10 protein-coding genes and 4 tRNA genes are annotated in these 16,610 nt (G+C 59.6%); all 14 read right to left on the bottom strand.

Features of this window, described 5'->3' with window-relative positions; genetic code table 11:
- Positions 1–379, bottom strand: a 379-nt coding sequence (locus CRI94_RS13315; RefSeq protein ID WP_179862217.1) for a GTP-binding protein, incomplete at its 3' end; no start/stop codon positions are given.
- A 207-nt stretch (positions 380–586) separates the two neighbouring features.
- Positions 587–658: transfer RNA gene (locus CRI94_RS13310), tRNA-Thr, on the bottom strand.
- Between the two features lie 51 nt (positions 659–709).
- Positions 710–782 (bottom strand) — tRNA-Gly (locus tag CRI94_RS13305).
- Positions 783–913: 131 nt separating this feature from the next.
- A tRNA-Tyr gene (locus tag CRI94_RS13300) sits at positions 914–995 on the bottom strand.
- A 387-nt stretch (positions 996–1,382) separates the two neighbouring features.
- On the bottom strand, positions 1,383–2,177 hold the full coding sequence (locus CRI94_RS13295) for a hypothetical protein (protein ID WP_098076572.1): 795 nt from the start codon (positions 2,175–2,177) through the stop codon (positions 1,383–1,385).
- 161 nt (positions 2,178–2,338) lie between these two features.
- A tRNA-Thr gene (locus tag CRI94_RS13290) sits at positions 2,339–2,411 on the bottom strand.
- Between the two features lie 122 nt (positions 2,412–2,533).
- Entirely contained in the window at positions 2,534–3,220 is a 687-nt protein-coding gene (locus CRI94_RS13285) for a DedA family protein (protein WP_098076569.1), read from the bottom strand.
- Positions 3,221–3,263: 43 nt separating this feature from the next.
- Positions 3,264–3,740 (bottom strand): 2-C-methyl-D-erythritol 2,4-cyclodiphosphate synthase, encoded by a 477-nt coding sequence (ispF, locus tag CRI94_RS13280; protein WP_098076566.1) that lies wholly within the window; start codon positions 3,738–3,740, stop codon positions 3,264–3,266.
- Between the two features lie 42 nt (positions 3,741–3,782).
- Complete coding sequence (gene ispD / locus CRI94_RS13275; RefSeq protein WP_245846193.1) at positions 3,783–4,667, bottom strand: 2-C-methyl-D-erythritol 4-phosphate cytidylyltransferase; 885 nt, start codon at positions 4,665–4,667, stop codon at positions 3,783–3,785.
- 132 nt (positions 4,668–4,799) lie between these two features.
- Entirely contained in the window at positions 4,800–5,846 is a 1,047-nt protein-coding gene (queA, locus tag CRI94_RS13270) for a tRNA preQ1(34) S-adenosylmethionine ribosyltransferase-isomerase QueA (protein WP_098076668.1), read from the bottom strand.
- 300 nt (positions 5,847–6,146) lie between these two features.
- Positions 6,147–7,106, bottom strand: a complete 960-nt coding sequence (locus CRI94_RS13265; RefSeq protein ID WP_098076563.1) for a cobalamin-binding protein — start codon at positions 7,104–7,106, stop codon at positions 6,147–6,149.
- A 70-nt stretch (positions 7,107–7,176) separates the two neighbouring features.
- Entirely contained in the window at positions 7,177–8,946 is a 1,770-nt protein-coding gene (locus CRI94_RS13260) for an amidase (RefSeq protein ID WP_245846192.1), read from the bottom strand.
- A gap of 113 nt (positions 8,947–9,059) precedes the next feature.
- Positions 9,060–10,430, bottom strand: a complete 1,371-nt coding sequence (locus tag CRI94_RS13255; RefSeq protein ID WP_098076560.1) for a M28 family peptidase — start codon at positions 10,428–10,430, stop codon at positions 9,060–9,062.
- Between the two features lie 123 nt (positions 10,431–10,553).
- Complete coding sequence (locus tag CRI94_RS13250; protein WP_098076557.1) at positions 10,554–15,566, bottom strand: T9SS type A sorting domain-containing protein; 5,013 nt, start codon at positions 15,564–15,566, stop codon at positions 10,554–10,556.
- Between the last annotated feature and the right edge of the window lie 1,044 nt (positions 15,567–16,610).

Here is a 16,610-nt window from a genome sequence, read left to right as displayed (position 1 = left end):
CCTGACGGGCAAGCAGGATGTGCTCGCGCGTCTGCGGCATCGGGCCGTCGGTGGAGGCGACCACGAGAATGGCGCCGTCCATCTGCGCCGCGCCCGTCACCATGTTCTTGACGTAGTCGGCGTGGCCGGGGCAGTCCACGTGAGCGTAGTGACGGTTAGCCGTCTCGTACTCGACGTGCGAGGTCGCGATCGTAATGCCGCGCTCCTTCTCTTCCGGGGCCTTGTCAATCTGGTCGAAGGCCGTCTCCTTTTCGGTGAAGCCGCGTCGGGCTAGCGTAATCGTGATCGCCGCCGTGAGCGTCGTCTTCCCGTGGTCGACGTGCCCAATCGTTCCAATGTTGACGTGCGGCTTGCTTCGGTCAAATGCCTGCTTCGCCATAACTACCTCTAAGCTCGGTCGTGTCTACAGTGCGAGTGGAGGCCCGGGGGCACGCCGAGCCCGGCCAAAGCCGATCGGTGTGGTGCCATCCGGAGCGTGCTACGTGGTGATGCGCTTGCCCTACGTGCCGCAGATCGCGGCCCTGCATGGCAGACGGCGAATCGGCACGTGGCCGGTCCGCCTGTTGCTAGCAGCAAAGGACAACGGAGCCGCTTCCGGGAGTCGAACCCGGGACCCCTTCCTTACCATGGAAGTGCTCTACCTCTGAGCTAAAGCGGCAACGAATGAATGCAGACCGCGACGAATCAACGCACGACCTGCATTCGAATGAGCGGGAGACGGGATTCGAACCCGCGACCCTCAGCTTGGAAGGCTGATGCTCTACCAGTTGAGCTACTCCCGCTTGTGAACCACCAGACAGCCTGATAACAATGCATCGCCCGTCGTTAACGAACAATTCCGAGCACAGAATGCAATGCTCTGCCATTCAGCGCTCGGAAGGGAAATACCGCTGATGCTATCAGCACTACTGAGTGGGCCGGGGAGGATTCGAACCTCCGAAGTCTAAGACGCCAGATTTACAGTCTGGTGCGTTTGGCCGCTTCGCTACCGACCCAGTATGTCGTCGTCAACCCGAGAAGCCGACGGCGTTGTTTTCAGTTTACGTTATAGTACGCAACTAAAAAAAGGTGCCGCGCCGGGGTCGAAATTCAAATGAAGAGAACGCTCGTTGGCGCGATTTTTTGCGCCGCGCTTCCTGCTCCCTTCGAAGCCCTTTGATTGTATCAAAGCGCCCCCGTGATAGCAAGCAAAGTGTTTGCGCTGTGCATGAAGAAAACAAACACTCCGAATGAACGCTGCGCGGGATTCTCACAACCCGCACTGAGCGGTCGATCCATCAACGGGATACCGATGGTACGGAGCGGCAAGCGCTTTCGCAAGGGCAATGCGAGACCGCACCGACGAACCTACTATGAAGTCGTTCGCACGTTGACTGCAACGGTCACCTGGACGCCCCCATGTATCGCTCGAGCACCTCCTGAGCTGTCCGAACATCAATCTGCCCCACCGATCCATCCGGGTTGCGTCCAAAGGGTTGATACTTCATCGCGGCGGCGCGTACGTCCTCCATCGTTTTATTCCTCCGACTGCGCAACTCTCGCTTCGCCTGCTCCATGGCTGCACTCCACGCCACGGTAAGCCGAGCGTGCGCCCAGACAGCAAGTGCGGCAATCTGATCTTTATGCGAAGGGTCATCCAGCGAGTCAAACGCGCGACTCAACACATACGTATCCATCCCCCGACTCTTGACGTGCATGTCAGCAAAATGCAGGACGGTAGAGTCTGCAATCGTGGAAGCAGCCTCAGGCGATGGAGACAGATATACGAAGTCGAGCATTCGGGCACTGATCCACGTGCGCACCACATCCTCCTCGGGCCGCCCCTCTACCCGCGCCAACAATCTTCCCACAAGGATCTCCATGTCTCGAATGCCTTCTGCGGACACCTTACTGTCACGTGTCGGCCGATGCTCTTTCAACCGGTCGATGAAGATGTCGTACACCTCTCGCTCGATTGACTCACTTGCCCCACGAAAATAACGACCGACCTGCTCCTCCTCAACCCGTTCGATTTGTTGAACGAGAAGGACGTAGTCCCGCGGATACGTATCGAACGAAGCATCCTGCGAATACACGAATTCGGGCGTGGCGGTCCATATCGCGATGAGTACGATCAAGATCGACGCACAGGCACCGATTTCCGATTGACTGGCAAACCCTAAAGGGCGATGGGTCATGACTCGACGGTTTAAATACGACACGTGGATATTTGCCCACCATACCAAAAACCGAACACGGGGGCATAAAGTAGTCAGCGCCAGCTAAAAACATACAAATAGAAAAGACCCCGCTTCCATCGTGGAAACGGGGTCGCTTGTACGGAAGGTCGCTACGCTTGAGCTGACGAGCGGACTTGAACCGCTAACCTGCTCATTACAAGTGAGCTGCTCTACCAGTTGAGCTACGTCAGCATGTCAAAAGGCGCTGTTTCGCCTCTGGAAGATTGCCATACCCGAGCGGCCCGACCTTGATCCGTGGAGAACGTGTTCAGAACGCCCGTTTGCAGATACTTTAACTGCGCGCACGCCCGGATTCAAGAGGTTGATGAGGCGTCCGATGAATGATCGCTCTGCGTCGAGCCTGGCCCCTCCTCCGAGGCATCCCGGTTCCGAGTGAGGTACCAGCGAATCAAGAGAATGACAGCTATGGTCGTGAGCAAGATCAGCATCCCGCGCCCATAGGCCCGCACGTATTCCACGACCATTCGCCAGTTGTCGCCTACGAAGTATCCGCCCGTCGAAATGAGTCCACACCAGACGGCCGCACTGAATGTGGACCAGCCGAGCGTAGGCATCGGGCGCATTTGCGCCGCGCCCACGGTGAGAGAAATCACTGAACGGGCTCCGCTCAGAAAGCGGTTCGCGGCCACGACGCCGTACCCGTATTCGTGAAGCCACCGCTGAGCCTTCTCGATTCCTGTCCGGGGGAGCCACCGGTACTTATCCGACGTCAGGGCTCGCTGCCCGACGTAGTACCCGATCCCGTACATTGACATGAAGCCGGCCGCCCCTCCGATCGTCGAGAGCAAGATCACGAGCCAGAGATCCAGCAGGCCGACGCCGGCCATGTATCCCGCAAATACGACAACCATGTCGCCGGGAATCGGAGGCAGCACGTTTTCACCGTACGCGATGATGAATAGCGTGGCGTAGGCCCAGATCGCGGGCAACGCCTCCATCCAGTCAAAGAAGTTGGAAAACAACTCCGCAAAAATCTCCATGTCGTACGGCAGCAGGAACGAACGGCAGAATCAAAAACAACGATTACTCCGACGGCACGAGCAAGGCAACCGCATACGCCGCCGCTCCCTCTTCGACCCCGACGAAGCCCATCCCTTCGTTGGTCGTTGCTTTCACGGACACTACGTCGATTCCGCATCCGACCGCATCTGCGATCGCCTCGCGCATGTCATCAATGTGCGGGCGCAGTTTCGGCCGCTCGAGCACGACCGTTGCGTCGATATTTCCGATCCGGAAGCCCGCCTGGCGCACGGCGTCCATCGCCATCGCCAACAACTTTGTGCTGTCGGCGTCCTTCCATTCGGCATCGGTATCGGGAAAATGGGAACCGATATCGCCAAGTCCGGCTGCGCCAAGAATTGCGTCTGTAATCGCATGCAGGAGCGCATCGGCATCGGAGTGCCCCTCAAGGCCGCGGTCATGGGGAATGGTCACGCCGCCCAAAATGAGCGGCCGTCCCTCAACCAGACGGTGAACGTCATACCCAAAACCAACGCGCATGATACCAGAGAAGGATTTGCATGAATCGATACGAGGATGCTTCTACTGTGACGAGGAGGCCGCCTCTCCCTCCATTCCGCCCTCACACCAGCGCGGCCAGATTGCCGTCGCCAGTGACCAATCGGTTGGTGTCGTGATTTTGACGTTGTAGGCGCTGCCTTCGACGCTTCGGACGCTGTGTCCGAGCCGCTGTACGAGCTCGACGTCGTCCGTTGCCGGTACATCTTTCGTGCGCGCCTCGCGGTGGGCGGTTTCCAGCCAGTCGCGCCGGAACCCCTGGGGCGTCTGCATGCGATAGAGGCCGTCCCGGTCGACCGTGGCACCAAAGTTCTTCCCTTCCTGGCGCCGCAACGTGTCCACGACCGGAACCGCGAGCGAAGCCGCTCCATGCTCGCGCACCGCGTCGACAACGCCAGACACGTGATGCGCACGAATAAACGGACGAACCGCATCGTGAACCAGCACGACGTTGACCGACGATGGAACGGCACGGAGGGCATTCCGCACGCTTCCCTGCCTCGACGCTCCACCTTCCACAACGGCTGTAAGCTTTCGGAGACCCGCCTCCTGCAGACGATCACTCACGCGGCGCACATCTTCGGCCGGAGCCGCCACGATGATGTGTCCGACGGCATCGCATTGATCGAACACCCGGAGCGTGCAGACCAGCAGGGGATCGCCCCCGAGCTCACGATACTGCTTCCGCGTCCCTTCTCCCATTCGCGTGCCGGATCCTGCGGCCGGGACCAGCACGGCGACGTCTGGCTCGCCCTCCGCAGCCCCCGCGACGGCTGTCTGGCGAGAGCGGCGCTCCTGCATCGCACGGTCCATGGTCGATGGTTCAGGGGCGGGAGTCGAGGCGTCGGCGGCTGCATCCTGTGACGCGTCATTGTCGGAATGGGGGTCGTGGGAGACGGATTCAGACATGGCCCGGGATCAGGGGTGAATGGAATCGAAGATATTGGTGAACGACCGGCGCGAAGATCACTGTCATAGCGAGAGGACGCAACCCGAAGGTCACGCCCTCTCCAAGCAAGGCTCTGAACATGCCCGACGAACTTACACGATGAGCATCGCGTCGCCGAAGGAGAAGAGCTGGTAGCCCTCCTCAAACGCCTCTTCGTACGCCTCAAAGAGGAAGTCGTAGCCAGCAAATGCCGATGTCATCATCAGCAGCGTGCTTTCGGGACGATGGAAGTTCGTGATCAGCCGCTCCGTGATTTTGAATTCGAACGGCGGGTAGACGAACAGATCCGTCCATGAGTGATCCGCCTTCAGCAATTGACTGGCGGAGAGGCTGGACTCCAGCGTCCGGACGACGGTGGTACCGACGGCCGTGACGGAGTTCTCCTCGCTCTGGAGCGCCTTGTTGACCTTATCCGCGGTGTCTTTGGGAATGGTGAACTCCTCGGAGTCCATCCGGTGCTTCGTGAGGTCCTCGACACCGACCGGGCGGAACGTCCCACGGCCGACGTGCAGCGTGATATTGCAAATGTGGACGCCCTTCTCTTTGAGGCGCTCGATAAGCTCCGGCGTAAAGTGCAGCCCGGCCGTCGGTGCGGCAACGGCTCCACGCTCTTCGGCGAAAATCGTCTGGTAGCGATCCTCGTCCTCCGACTCCACGTCGCGCTTGATGTAGGGCGGGAGCGGCGTCTCGCCCAGCTCTCGGATTTTCTCGTACAGATCGTCGTTGCGCCCGTCGAAATTCAGGCGAATGGTGCGACCCCGAGATGTCGTATTGTCGATGACCTCGGCCGAGAGTTCGTCATCGAACCAGAGCTTATTACCGATCCGGATCTTACGCGCGGGATCGACCATCACGTCCCACAGACGGCTCTCCGGGTTCAGTTCCCGAAGCAAAAAGACCTCGATCTTTGCTCCGGTCTTTTTCTTCTTCCCGTAAATCCGCGCCGGATACACCTTCGTGTTGTTTACGACAATAACGTCTCCCGGATTGTAGAAGTCCGGAAGCTCGTGGAAATGATGGTGTTCGACACGCTCTTTCTCACGGTTCAGAACCATGAGCCGGCAGCTGTCGCGAGGTTCGGCGGGATACTCCGCGGTGAGCTCTTCCGGGAACTCGTAGGTGAACTCCGATCGCTTCATAAAATGTCGTGCAGTCGGTCGGCTGGATGAATTGCGGGGGCGGCGCTGCAGATCCGGGTCGACGGCCTCAAACAGAGGCATAAACCCGGGGCGCCACGACGATGCTCCGGCCTGAACGTTCAGGGTCGACGCGAAGGTCGAGACGGTGGGGCCGGCGGGCAGACGCGGGTGTGCGACGCCGGAATCGGGGCCGGTCGGAACGGCAACCGTGCGGATCGGGCACGCCTACCTTGGACCGGATCGGACGGCGCAAACGACATGTCTAAACAAGATGATCCCACCGTAATCAGGATTGTGGGCTCAGGACGCACCGTCAGGCATTTCTTCAAGCCAAATCCGCTCCCCATCACGAATCGGACGCCTCAACACGTCGTCGCGACGATGCACAACGCTCGCCAGCAACTCTGCGCTCCGCACGAGACGGGGGCCAGGACGGTTGAAGTACGCGTTACCATCCAAAATCGCCACGTTGCCGCTTCGGACGGCACGGAGATCCCTCCACGCGGAGCGCGAGGTCAGTCGCTCCATATCACCAACCGTCTGATCGACGGAGAAGCCGCAGGGCATGATCGCGATGGCGGCGGGATCCGCTTCGACGAGCGCGTCAAACTCGATGGTCGGAGAAGCGTCTCCCTTCTCGGCCAGGATGCTACGGGCGCCCGCGTGCTCAGCCAGGTCGGGCATCCAGTGCCCGGCGACCATCAGTGGATCAAGCCACTCGATGCAGGCTACCGTCTGCAGGGTCTCGGGCTCAACGCGGCGATCTACTCCAAGGGCCGATCGCAACTGCTGGAGGCGCATCTCCCCCCCGGCAATCACGCGCATTGCCTTTGAGGTTCGCCCGATCGCTCGACCAAGTCGAAGGGCGCCATCGAGAACGTCTTTGAACGTGTTCGGCTTGAGGGAGAAGATGTCGGGACCGTCTCCGCTCCCCCAGGTCGCCAGTTCTTCCCTGAGCTGCGACAGCGAGACCGCACAGACATCGCACTGATCTTGTGTAACAATGAGGTCAGGGTCCAGCGCCTTCAGGCGCTCCATGTCCACATCGTAGAGGCTTAGGCCCTGCTCAAGCGCGTCGCGTACCGCCCGGTCGATCGCTGCCGAATCGCCCGAATCATCGAACCGAGCTTCGGTGACGACCGGGATGTCCGCTATGCCAGGCGGGCCACTGCATTCGTGCGAGCACCCCACGAGGTCTTCGAGGCCGCCAAATGCGGCGATCCACTCGGTCGCGGCAGGAAGCAGGCTGACGATGCGCATAGAGAAAGCAAGTTAACAGGACAGATGCGACGACAGGCGACGGCCGAACACCGTGGGAATCCGACCCCACTCATTGAATCGGCGGGCGACGGGTGTGGAAGTCGGTTCGCTCCTGATACGCGTGAGCGAGACGCAAGACATCGGCGTCGTGATACAGCCGGCCGATGATCGTGAAACTCCTCGGTTGACGACGCGGCGAATCGGACGGGGCGTCCTCGACCGTGGCGAATTCGTTGGGCAGGCACACACACGGATGGCCCGTGAGGTTCGTGAGGCCGAGCGTGGATCCAGCGTAGGTGGGCGCGACCACAACGTCGACATTTTTCAGCGCCGCGTGCGTCCGTTTCATCAGCTCGGCCCGGTGGCGGTTCATCTGCAAAAACTCGACAGCCGGAACGAGTCGTGCCGCCCGAAACACGTGCGGCCAGGCATTGCGCTCCTGCCGCACCATCTGGTCGTCGAGCCCGTTCCGCGTGAGGTCGTCGAAGGCGGCTGCGGCCTCGACCTCCAGGGTTTTCAGGATGGGGCCGACGGGTGGCGATTCGGGCCATTCGACCGGGACCACGTCGCCCGCGAGATCGCGAATGACGGCCAATGCCTTGCGATCTGCCTCGGCCCCGTCGTAGTCTTCCTCGAAGGCCGACTTCAAAAAGCCGACGCGGAGTTCAGACACATCGCTGCTCGGGTTCATCACGAACGGCGCCTCCACGGAGAACGGATCCTCAGGGTCAATCCCTCGAATCGCATCGTAAACGAGCGCGCAATCCAGCGCCGATCGCGCCATTGGGCCCAACTTGTCCATCGTCCAGGAGAGCGCCATCGCGCCGTGCCGCGATACCGTACCGAACGTCGGACGATGCCCTGTGACGCCGTTCCGGGTGGACGGTGAAACGATCGAGCCGAGCGTTTCCGAGCCAATCGCGAACGGAACGCATCCGGCCGAAACCGCGGAGCCGGGGCCCGCGGAGGAGCCGCTCGAGCCCTGCTCTACGTTCCAGGGGTTCTTCGTCGTCCCGCCGAACCACACGTCGCCCCACGCCAGCGCACCCAGAGACAGCTTCGCGATGCAAACCGCACCGGCTTCATCCAGCTTCTGGACGACCGTCGCCGTTTCGTCGATCGTCTGCTTCTTATATGGCTCCGCGCCCCATGTCGTAGGGTAGCCTTCGATCGCGAGCAGGTCCTTCGCACCGTACGGAATGCCGTGGAGCGGTCCGCGCCAGTCTCCAGCGTCGATTTCTTCATCGGCGCGACGTGCGGCGTCCATCGCCCGCTCCTCCGTGTAGGTGATCACGGCTTCGAGCGTGTCGTCGTACTGCCGCAGGCGCGAGAGAAAGAGTTCTGTGAGTTCGACGGAGGACACTTTCTGTGCCCGAAGAAGAGAAGCGAGCTTCGCCAAGCCCGCAAACGCAAGATCCTCTTCGCTCTTGGGTCGCGGTACCGAATCCAGGCTGAGGTCAACCCCTTCCGGGTCAGGGGATGTCGGAATCTTTGCGCCACTGACTCGAGGGTCAAACATCAGTGCCGGCACCTGCGAATTCGGGAGCCCGACCTCACGAAGCGTTTCATACCCGTCCAGGGCGGACGTAAGCTCCTCCGCGATCATCGTTGACTCCTCTTTCGAGAAGTCGAGTCCGGCAATCTCCGCTGCCGCCTCCACCTGTTCGGCCGTGACTTCGACGCCTCCGTCGCTAATAGGCGAGCGGATCGGTCCGTTCTGCAACCCTTTGCCAGATCCGGCGGATGCCTCCCTCACGCTCGCATATAACGCGCCGGGAAACAGCGTGCCGGACAGTCCCAGCGTTCCACATGCCTGAAGGAATTTACGTCGATCGACCATGATGATCTGCAAACAGGATGAAGGAGGTAAACAGGACGAAGCGTGAACCTACCGGTCCGACATCACAATATCGGACGGGCAGGTCCACCGAAGATGGGTGTCGCTCGCGATGCCTATCGGAGGAGCGCCGTAGGAAACACGACCGGACTTTCGTTTCCGCTTTCACCGACGGCGGCGACGCCAAAGAGGTAGTTGTCAATGATGACGTTTTCGAGCGTGAACTCTGTCACATCACCGACAAACCGGCTGTTCTCCCATCGGGGAGCGGTGGTTTTGCGCCAGTAGATCTTGTAGCCCGCCAGGTTATCGGCTTCCACCGGCTGCCACGACAGCGTCGTCGAGGGTTGCACCGCGCCCCCGATCTTGACCGAGTCCGGCGCGGGGGGCGCGTCTGCGATGCCGGCGAGTGTGATGGCATTTGCCGCTGTGAGCTTCGCCGCATACCGGGGATAAATCTCCTCAATGGTATCGCCGTAATCGATGCCGTTTTCATTACGGATGTCCTGATGCTGCTCGGTGTAATCCTCGTGCGCCTCCATGATGCGGACGGCAGGAAAGCCTTCGTTATTGAACGGCGTGTGGTGTCCGCCCCGACCGAAGCGATCCAGCCGGTAGATAAGCATCGCGTCGAGATTCGGAATGTAGAGATCCGTCATGCGAGCAACGTACCGAGCGAGATTCCGCGACGGGCTGTCATTTTCCCCGCCGAAATACCGTTCGCTCCACCGGTCGTCATCCTGTGGGATGTTGTACTGGGAGAACACGCGGTATACGGTGTTATCGATCACGCCGTCCTGCCCTTCGATATTGCTGATCATATCGTTGTTCAGCACACCGGCGATCTGCCAGCCCTCCTCTTTAGCTACTTTCGCCATGTGCGCCCCGCCGAAGAGTCCCTGCTCCTCCCCGCTCAGTCCGGCGTAGATGATGGAGCTTCCGAACTCGTACTCTGAGAGGACGCGCGCAGCCTCGAGAGCCCCGGCCACACCGGATGCGTTGTCGTTTGCGCCGGGCGCATCGATTGAATCGTTCATAACGTCGGAGGCCCGAGAGTCGATGTCGCCCGACATGATCACATACCGATCCGGGTGCGTCGTCCCGCGCTGGACAGCGTAGACGTTGACGATCACGGTGGAGTCAGGAATTCGGTCTTCTCCCGCAACGACAAAGCGCTGCGTCTCCACCTCCAGGCAGCCGCCACACGATTCAGAGATTTGATCGAACTCTGACTCGACCCATCGCCGAGCCGCGCCAATTCCTCGCTCATCCGACGTCGTGTCGCTTAACGTATGCCGCGTCCCAAACGCCGCGAGCGTTCGAATGTCGGCTTCGATACGATCGGCAGAGACGGCGTCGACGATATCGTACATCCGCAGATCGGTCTGCGGCGGGACGGGGGTATTCTGTGCGTGGAGATCAGCAGCACCCACCGCGTAAAGGAGAACGAGGATAATGAAACCCGAGGCGCGAGACAGAGAGGCCATAAGTCGGCGTGACAATGGGAGAGATCAGTGGTCTGAACGTACGAACCGAACGGGCAATAAAAAAGCGTCGCCTCCTCGCGGAAACGACGCTCTTTTGTTACCTCTGGATGTGCCGACTCCGTGTTAGCGGACGATGGTCACCCGGCGCGTCTCCATGAACGCCTCGCCTCGGATGCGGAGGAAGTACTGACCGCTCGCGAGTCCATCTGTAGCGAGGGAGATGGTCTCGGTACGATTGGCTGGAATCGGACGATCATGCAGGACAGAGACGCGTCGGCCCAACAGGTCGTACAGCTCAATGCGAACCGGTTGTTTCTCATGAACCGTCACATCGATCGATGCGCGCGATCGCACGGGATTCGGGTACGGTTTCCCAATCGCTGCGACTTCCTGAAGCCGAACAACCACGGACCTGGCCTCAGAGTACGCGGTTTGACCTCCGGTATCGACCTGGCGCAGGCGCACTTCATGCCGCCCGTAATCGAGATCCTTCAGTTCGAAGCGATACGAGTTCTGCTGATCGGTCGTACCGTTGCCTTTGACGTATCCTGCTTCAGCCCATCCACGCTTCGATGTGCTGTCCGAGCGACTCACCCGACGGTACTCGATTCCAAACCCGTCGTTATCCACTTCTGAGGCGGTCGTCCACTCGACGACCACATTCGCCTGGTCTGGTTTGACCGAGAAGTTCGCCAACTCCACGGGGAGCGGATCCGACGATGGATACACGCGCAGCACGAACCGCGGCGAGGCCGAACTGCCGGACTTGGCGGAATTCGGGACCTTGTGCGGAGCGAGACGGCTGAACCTGGGCGGTGAAGCCTGCGGCTCCCTATCCTTGGCCGACGTCGTTTTGGAGGTTGCAGACGCGTCGATCGAGAACGTGTAAGCAGAATCGTCGCCTTGCTCCATCGTGTGCTCAACATCGTCGGTCGGATCGGCTGTGCCACGCGTGTCCACGAGCACGGCCGACCAGTCGTCCGGAACGCGGTACCAGTCATGAACGCGGATGGATGCTGTGCCGCTCACGTCGGATGTATGCAACTGCATGGGCACCTCAATCGAAGACTCTGGAATCGGCCAGCTGCGCTGTGCCCACATCTTCGTTTTACCGGATCGATCCGGGCCCTCAATTCCGAGAAGAGCGTATCGACCGGTCATCGGCGTCAGCTTCGAGGCATCGAACTGATCCTCTTCGAGAGTTGCACCATCTCGAAAGTAAACGGACGCAGCCCGGTCCATCGACTTCAACGTTCCATCATCATCCCGCACCGCCAGCTCGAGCGTAATCTTTCGTGCCCGTGGACGAGCGTCGTCCGTTCGCGAGAGGGAGCCGACGAATCCTGGCGCTTCAACGAGTCGATTTCTCGTAAACGCCTGATCGAAGGTCAGCGCATCACTGCGTCCACTACCGTTTACGTCATTCCGCTCAACGAAGAATCCTTGTCCGGGAGCAACCTCGCGATCCGGTTGAGGCTGCGCTACGTCGCTCGTCTTCGTGACGTAGAAGCCGACCGCATTGTCCGTCGGCTCGTTCACCCCGGATGTTGCCGTCGCATCAAATACTTGAACGACGGCCTTGAAGTCAGCGATCCCGTCGTTATCACCATCGGCGTTCGTATTAAGTCCGTCCAGGTCGTACGGAACAGGGTACGAGTTGGCAAGGAAGTGAAACTCGGATCCAAGGTTCAGATTATCTACGACAATATCATCGTCAATCGAAACCGGATCGAGCGCGTCCAGGAAGTGAATTGAGAGGGACGGATCGACGGCATACGTCGGATCATCGAGCACGTACAAGAGCGCGCCGCGTCCGGGCGGCAGCGGGGTCGAAGGTGACGCGGCCTCCCACCACCCTTCCTGCGTACCACTCTGGGTCGGATCGTCAATCATTTCGTTCCAGGTGTAGAAAATTGTCCCCTGCGGCGCAGGAAACTGCAGGAAGTAGGAGTTATCTGCAAACGTCAGCGACGAAGCGGTCGCATTTTCGACCAGGGAGCCGATGAACCGATATCCTCGGTCCGGCCCAATCCTGCCCGTTGACGCGGTGCCGGCCGTTCCGTTGATCACGATCGCGGGCTCGTTGATTGGACTGATCACGCGGTTGGTCGTCGCCAGCGTGTATTCGCGTCCGTCAATCAAGCTCACAGCAGCAAACGACACGTCTGCTCCTGTTACCGTAGCGGAGGTTCCGTCGACCGTCCACTGGGTACCTGGAGCGCTCCCTGCCGGACGGTGAATGAGCCGGTAGCCGGACGGGTCTCCCGGCATTGCGTTCACATCGCTCTCTTGAAGATTGAACGTGACGTCCGTCGTGAGGTCGCTCGTCGAGGGTTCTGTTCGACTGACGTAGTAGCTTCGAAGCATGCGGGCCACGACGGCACCCCCGGTAACAGCGTCCGCTGTGGAGACGCCGTTCTGCCGAGTATCATGCCCCAAAAGCAGGTAATCTCCGTCGTCGAGGCCGCCGGTTGAGACGAGCTGCAACCCATCGCGCTGTGCAGAGGTGTGCTGTGCGGTCGCGGTCTCGCGCCCCACGCCGAGAACGCCGATGTTGTGACCGGTCGCCTCCCCGTCGTAGCGGTCGTCAGCCGACGCAATGTTCGCGCTGTACTGTGCACCGAGCGCGTTGTGCAGAATGCGTCGTTGTGCCTCGTTGAGGTTCACGTCGGAGAAAACGACATCGCCGATTCGTCCTTCGAAGAAATCGTCGGTCGAGTGTACGCTACTCCGAGCTCTGTAGTTGTCTGGAGACGCGCCCAGCCCAATCCCTCCGCCATGTGCATACAATCGCCCCACGCCGGGTGCACTCCCGACGACCGAGCCGTTCACGATGAGATCCAACTGCGCGTCCACGAAGTCAATCGCGATTGTCGCAACGTAGGTTTGACCCGTCGCGATGGGCGTCGTGACGTACACAATGCCATCTCCGCCAGAGGCAGCTTCCCAAGGTGTCGTTGCATCGTCGCCGCCGTCCACCAGAGCGTCATTCGGTCTATTCCATGCCGTAGCCACGAGGTCGCCATTGTCGATCACCAGGCTGATCCCGCGAGCACCACCGCCCTCTTCATAAATCACCTGGCGGTCGCTAACATTGTCCGGCTCAACGACAAAGGTTTGGGAGCGCTGAAGATCGACATCGCCTGTATTGATGCTCGTCGAGTTGGAGATGTCAAGACGATCGTCCACGAACTCGACCGCCGGAAGCCCACTGATCGGCCCGTCGTACTGAGCATATGTGGGCTGACGATTTCCAGTCGACTGCGTAGCGTCGTTCCCATACGTCCTCCCGTCTGTCCAGGCGGATACGGGATCGTCGTCCTGCAAGTCGATCAGTGATAGTGCATCGAGACGAAGTAGTGTTGTCGCGTCATCTCCAATGCCGCCAGGCCCGTCCACCCCTATGGACGACGCCTTCACGACGGTTCGAGCCTGACCTCCTGCGCCGGCCTGGGCGTCTACAATAATCTCCACGGAGACGGTGCCGTCTTGCGGCAAGACACCGGATAGCGTGCCGTTCGCCGAAAGGCTGAGACCGGTTCCGGACAGGTCGCTCTGAATCGTTCCAAAGGCAGAGACCCGACCCACACTGTAGCTGTAATTGGCACCGGGGATGTTATCGGATTCCGGACGATCCACCGAGAGCGTCAGGGTTTCACCCGTGGTCGCCGTCTGGCTTGGGTCATCGTACGTTAGCGCAACTTCAGCGACCGCGAGTGTGAAGTACGAGTCATCCGGAATGCTACCATTAACTTGTGCTGCATCGATCGTATAGGTTTCCTCGACCGGGTCGTAAGCCCCTCCGACCAGCCTCGACGTGCCGCTCTGGAAGGTCCCGTCCCCCGCATCCGTTTCCTGTAAGAGACGGAACACCTGATCGCTGTCGAGAGCGATACCCGAGACATCGAAGACGAGATCTGTCTGCGGTCGAGCCGAAGCATCCTGGAGGCGCCAAACACGCTCCAGCCGACCTTCCACACTGGGGACATCCGTCTCTGAGATGATGGAGGGCGCACCACCATTATGGCCGACGAAGAGAGCTCCCGTCGCATTTGTCGTCGCGTCGAGGGTTAAACCTTCGCTGCCGGCCAATTCGTGCGTTACTGGAATGCCAAAGAACCTGCCTGGCTCTCGACCGACGCCAGCGACACGAGTGCTGTAGTCTGAGAAGTCGTAGAGTTGAACGTCGTCGAGAGACAGCCCGTACTTAGCCGCTAACGACGTCATCACGATTCGGTGACGAATGAGCGAGAGAGCATTTTGACGAAAGAGCGAGAGATCATTTTGGAAATGAGCAAAATCGCCGATCCATCCCTCAAATCCATTTCCTCCGGGCCCGGTGTAGTTCGATCCAGCAAATTGAGTCCCGCCTGCGACATTACCGAGGCCAACCTCGTTGTTTCCCGCGGCAATACTCCCTAGGTCTCTCACCTCATCTTGGTCCCTGGCACTCGCAGTCCGGTTGACATAAAGCTGAAGTTCTGTAAAGAGACCTGAGAAACGGACAATACGCGAGAATTCAACAGAGACCACGTAGACTGAATTGGTCGTCACGCCGTATGTCGCTTGTAGCGCCCGAGATCCCGAATCTCCCCAAGCGCCCGCGATCAACTCTCCTCCTTCGATGTATAAATTTAAACCACTACTGGTGGAACCCTGATCGTACAGGACCTGCCGACTCATCACGTCATTCCCGGTCCGAAAAACGAGATAGAACTGCTGACTATCAAATTGTCCACTTGAGAATGGAGCTAGATTTTCCAGACGTAAAGCATCATCATCGCTTCGATCGAATCGAAGGCCGGGACGGTTGTTGAATCCCGACACGGTCGCGTCCAGCGTAGGTGCACCAAGACCACCTGGGACATCCGCCGTGGTCTGGCCTCCGCCCTCGGTGTAGTCGCTCTGGCTCGCCCAGCACCGCACCTCGTCGCCTGCCGAAGCGACCGTCGAGCACCCGCCGTTTGTGAACGCGTCCCGATCGGCCTCCAGCCACAGACTGTTGATGGGCTGCCCGGCCGATCCATCGTCATTCCCGACGCCTCCAGGCCCGTCCTGGGCCACGACGTTCCCTACGCCGAACGAGAACAGGACGAGGCCGAAAGATAAAAGAAAGAGTATGTATCGTTGGCTCATAGCGATCACTAATGATTTCTAGTCGCAGGATTTGATGCCCGGCCGGCTGCGACCGGATGCGTTACAGTCTGGGCGGACGTGCGCCGCAGCGATAGAATCCGAGAACGCCTCAATCTAGAGACCTAGACGCGGGACCGTCCTCGGATGTCGCACTCGGATGATTCCGGAGGCGCCGGAACGCCAGGGAAGCCCCGGCCACAGCGAGAACCGCGAGGCCCGTACCCGAAATCGGAACCGACTCAGGACCATCTGGAAGTCCCGGCCCATCTGCCGGACGGTTGTCTCCTCTGTCTCTAGCAGTGGCCGGCCCCGACGGTGATCGTGGAGATGACCGGGCCCATGACGGAAGGCTGACGGGATCTCGACCGGTCCTCTCAGTAGACGAACCGTACCGCGGAGTCGCATCCCACGATGACCCTGAAGAGTTGAGCCCTCCTGTTGGCGACTGCGCTCTCGCACCCGGTCCGACGATTAGAAGCGACAGAAGAATTGCCGTCATCGCAACTATGCGGATACAACGTCGAGACCGTCGCCCGGGCCGAAGTCGACTCCTCCTCTGACGCCGACGACTGTCGGCCGACAAAAAGAGGTTAACACGTGCTAGAATAGACACCATTTGATCGCGAAGCAGTGGCAGAAAGCTCTTGGACCTGCAAGGGAGTTGCTAACAATGATCTTGCTTGCAGTGAATTGGCAGGCGAAGTAGAACGAAAACGGACTCGCCCCACTCCGATACCACGCTCACGGTCACACCATTGCCACGAGAAACCGAATCTTTGAGCCGATACTCATGCGTCAGCTTCAATGCTTACGACTGCTTTGACTCAATACTTATTAGTGCGTAATCCATAAGCGCATATATTATATACGCCAGACGTTTCCAAACGTCAACAATGTGATAAATGAATCTACTGTACATGAGAGTATCCTCATGGGATCAATCAAATTGATGGCTTTCATCGCTTACATCGCCCTAAACTACTCTTTAGCAATATTTCCAAAAGGAAAACAAAAGTTGCCCGACGTGGCCATAACGTACCTTAC

The sequence above is a fragment of the Longibacter salinarum genome (assembly GCF_002554795.1).
Lineage (GTDB): Bacteria > Bacteroidota > Rhodothermia > Rhodothermales > Salinibacteraceae > Longibacter > Longibacter salinarum.
The sequence above is the reverse complement of the archived record's forward strand: the minus strand, read 5'-3'. Positions and strand labels throughout refer to the sequence as shown.

Bases quoted from the DNA above. Each gene is read 5' to 3' on its own strand.
- CRI94_RS13295 (WP_098076572.1), bottom strand. From the start codon at position 2,177: ATGACCCATCGCCCTTTAGGGTTTGCCAGTCAATCGGAAATCGGTGCC.
- CRI94_RS13285 (WP_098076569.1), bottom strand. From the start codon at position 3,220: ATGGAGATTTTTGCGGAGTTGTTTTCCAACTTCTTTGACTGGATGGAG.
- ispF (WP_098076566.1), bottom strand. From the start codon at position 3,740: ATGCGCGTTGGTTTTGGGTATGACGTTCACCGTCTGGTTGAGGGACGG.
- ispD (WP_245846193.1), bottom strand. From the start codon at position 4,667: ATGTCTGAATCCGTCTCCCACGACCCCCATTCCGACAATGACGCGTCA.
- queA (WP_098076668.1), bottom strand. From the start codon at position 5,846: ATGAAGCGATCGGAGTTCACCTACGAGTTCCCGGAAGAGCTCACCGCG.
- CRI94_RS13265 (WP_098076563.1), bottom strand. From the start codon at position 7,106: ATGCGCATCGTCAGCCTGCTTCCTGCCGCGACCGAGTGGATCGCCGCA.
- CRI94_RS13260 (WP_245846192.1), bottom strand. From the start codon at position 8,946: ATGGTCGATCGACGTAAATTCCTTCAGGCATGTGGAACGCTGGGACTG.
- CRI94_RS13255 (WP_098076560.1), bottom strand. From the start codon at position 10,430: ATGGCCTCTCTGTCTCGCGCCTCGGGTTTCATTATCCTCGTTCTCCTT.
- CRI94_RS13250 (WP_098076557.1), bottom strand. From the start codon at position 15,566: ATGAGCCAACGATACATACTCTTTCTTTTATCTTTCGGCCTCGTCCTG.